Origin of the sequence: Streptomyces nogalater, from assembly GCF_039532885.1 — a bacterium.
GTDB lineage: Bacteria > Actinomycetota > Actinomycetes > Streptomycetales > Streptomycetaceae > Streptomyces > Streptomyces nogalater.
On sequence record NZ_BAAASM010000081.1, the window covers coordinates 1 to 3,252 of the forward strand.

Sequence of the window (3,252 nt, forward strand, 5' to 3'; positions counted from 1 at the left end):
TGGGCGTCAGTCAACGACACACCCAGACCAACGATCCGATGATCTGAAAGAAACGGCCTAGCCGCGTACTCGCCGACACGATGGGCGCCGCTACCGCCGCCGTGGGACTGCGGCGGACACTGCGAGAACGCGGCCGGTCAGTCCGCGTTCTCGCAGTGCTGTGCGAGGAGCCCCTCGGTTCCGGTGGAACAGCAGCGGGAGGCCCCGCCGCCCCCTGACCATGCCGTCGCTCAGGAGCGACTTCCGGGAGGGCGCCTCCGGCCGAACGGTGCCGAAGGACCCCTGGGGGCAGGGTGGTGCCCTGTCGGCGTCCACCGACCGTGGGTAAGGGCCGCACATGTCCGACACCTCGAAGCGGGTGCGGACCTCCTGCTCGAAGGCGTCCTCGTGCTCTGGCAGAGCCACCCTGCTGCAACGCTGTGGCTTCCTTGACCCGGCAAAGGAACAGTGGACAAGCATCAGGGTGACCCGCCCCCTGGCGATGGCAACGCTCCGTTCGACGAGATCACGGCGAGGAATGGCGAGTCGCCACGCCCGAGGATCCCGTCGAAACCGCGCCCGTTCCGCTGACGGCAACACCACGCCAAACCCACCGAGCGTGCTCCGGCACCGGCAAGAGGGCGCCGCAGCATGTCCCCGGTCGGCGCGGGTCGGCGGTACCGCAGCGGACAAGGGGGGTCTCGACCTCCGCGTTCGTTCCCCGCCCGGCTTCACCTGCCTGTCGGCTCCGCATGGCCTGCAGAGCCAAAACCCGATGTGTTCCGGCACCGGCTGCTGGCACGATGCCCTCAGTACCTGCCCGGCCCGTAGCCGGCACCAGGCCAGGACCGGTGCCGTACGGCAGGAGGCGACACCGCCACCAGCACCCGGAGAAGACACAGCCGTGACGACAACAGCCCCCGGCAACGACATCGCCCTGGCACTGATCGCACAGGACATCATGTTCCTGCGACGCTTCGCCCACAACGTCACGGCCGCCCCCGACCAGGCTGTCATCCCTATCTTCTGCATGCACAACTACATGTGCCTGATCATCCACGAGTCCCATCGGGCACTTCGCCACGTCGATCCTGACCTCGCGGACGCCCTCGCCTACGACTGCGCACCCGCCATCGAGCGCGCTCGGCACTCGGTCAAGCTCTACGACGACAAGTACAAGGAACTGGACGACGTCGGCGCCGACTTCCGGCGCATCATCGAGGAATACCGTCAGGAATTCCTCAACAACACCTGGCTGCCACTGGCCCGGCCGCTGGAGAAGGATCTCGTCCTGTGGCGCTTCCGCGGCAGACTCGTCTCGACCTCGCACACAGCCAGCTTCTTCCTCGCCTTCCCCCCGCAGGCCTTGAAGAACCAGGATGAGCTCGGCCCCAGACTGCATGCCATCGCCGTGGAACAGGGCAGTTACATCGCCGCGGCGGCAGAGGGCCTGCCCTGGCAGGGGCAGACCGCCCTCGACGCCGTGCAGAAAACGGACCTGACCGAGAACGAGGTGCGTGCCGAGAAGCACTACCGACGAAGCTTCGATCCCGCCCTCCGAGAGGAGATCAAGGCCTCCCTGACAGCCATGACCTGTGCACTGAACACCGTTGACGTCCTCCTCGCCGACGACACCAACCCCTCCTCGGCGACAACACTGTTCAAGCTTCGCTACATCACCCTTCATCACGTCCTCTCCAGCCTCGGCAAGCTCGACGACCAGTACGGGGCCGAACTCCGCCCGCCGGACCGAGCGCTGCTGAAGGACATCCTCGCCGCCCCGATGAGCAACCTGATCCTTCAGGCTCACAGAGGCTTCAGGAACACTCTGGTCCACTACCGCCCCACGCGGGACGTGCAGGAACGACTGTCTCTTGACGCACCGCTCTACGGCCTCCTGGACGCCTACTTCCCAGCAGATGAAGCACGATCGCTCGGCGACACCCTTGCGCTCCACACCGCTCACGTCGCCGACCGCATGAGCGCCTGGTGCGACAACTGATCGGCAGGACCTACGGTGCGCCGTCCTGGGCGGTGGGAGTCAGTCGAGTCAGTGGACCAGGCGCGCCGTGTTGTGCACGGCAAGGGCTCGTTCCTCAAGACCGAGCGCGTACTGTTGCCGTGTCGTCACCGCGGGTCAAAAGCAGGTACGACAGGCCGATGAGCCGGGCGCTGCCCAGGCAGGCGACGTCGAGGGCCAGGGCCAGCATCTCGGGGGAGATGTCGTGGGCCCTTAGTGTGCCGTCGACGTAGCGGGCCATGTGCGCGAGCCCGGTGGGAGTGCTGTGGGTGACCTGACTCAGCAGTGAGTACGCCGCCGGTAGCCAGCCCGGCTCGGGGAAGGGCTCGCCCATGGCCAGGAGCAGCTCGTCGATCGGCGGCAAGGGCTTGCGCCCCTTCGCTATGGCTTGTGGCCCTTCGACCATGCTGTCAGGCAGATGGAGCAGCTGCTCCGCGGCTTTGAGGGACACCCCGTTGCTGGAGAACAGGGCGATGGTCTTCTTCTGGCGGGCGCGGAACTCGTCGATGTAGCGGGTGGAGCGCTGTACATATGCCTCGTCGTCCTTCTGCTCCTGGGCCAGCCAACTGTCCCTGCGCCAGGCGGGCCTCACCCTGGCCCAAATCCCGCAGGGCGACAGCGACACCGCCTTCGAAGCCAGTCAGGACCTCGGGCGACGCTGTGAAACGTGAAGTCTGCAATGAGCGATGGTCGGGCGGCGTTGTCAGTGGTGCCTGAGACAGTAGTGGAGTGAGCAGCCAGGCAGAGCGATTTTTCGATGATGCGGTGAGAACCGGCCGTAAGAATGCCGTCACGATGGAGATGGCCCGCCGTCACTGTCTGAACATGACGTTCACCGAGTTCGGCGGCCAGGGGATGGCCGAGGCGGCCACCGGCCTGCCGATCAACACGCGGCAGGTGAGCTGCCTCGTGGCGCATGGCGGTGCCAGCGCGAACCTGGACTGGATTGTCGGGGAGTTCTACGAACAGCATTGCGTGGGCTGCTCCCACCGCCGTCCGACGGGCGACGTGCCGAACCTTGCCACGGTTATGGACGAACGTAAAGAGGCCGCAGCGAGAGCTGAGGAGGCCGAACGAGCGGAAACGGCGAAGCGGCCTGAGGGTGCCCGAATGAGAATCAACCTGATCGCTGCGCCAGCCGGAGCCCTCGCTGCGATCGGCATGCGGCTGCAGGCAGGTCCTGCAGCCGCCTTCGGTCCGGCTCAGTCCAGCTCGTCAGAACAGCGACTGCTGTGCGGCGGGCGCCGAGCGGG

General features: G+C 66.4%; 3 protein-coding genes. 2 read left to right on the forward strand and 1 reads right to left on the reverse strand.

The window, feature by feature from the left end; genetic code table 11:
• Window positions 1–883 precede the first annotated feature (883 nt).
• On the forward strand, window positions 884–1,981 hold the full coding sequence (locus ABD350_RS37450) for a hypothetical protein (protein WP_344353872.1): 1,098 nt from the start codon (window positions 884–886) through the stop codon (window positions 1,979–1,981).
• A gap of 94 nt (window positions 1,982–2,075) precedes the next feature.
• Here ABD350_RS37450 and ABD350_RS37455 read toward each other — a convergent pair whose 3' ends face one another.
• Window positions 2,076–2,591, reverse strand: coding sequence for a hypothetical protein (locus ABD350_RS37455; protein WP_344353874.1), 516 nt, complete (start codon window positions 2,589–2,591; stop codon window positions 2,076–2,078).
• 137 nt (window positions 2,592–2,728) lie between these two features.
• Here ABD350_RS37455 and ABD350_RS37460 point away from each other — a divergent pair.
• Window positions 2,729–3,252, forward strand: a 524-nt coding sequence (locus ABD350_RS37460) for a hypothetical protein (protein WP_344353876.1), incomplete at its 3' end; no start/stop codon positions are given.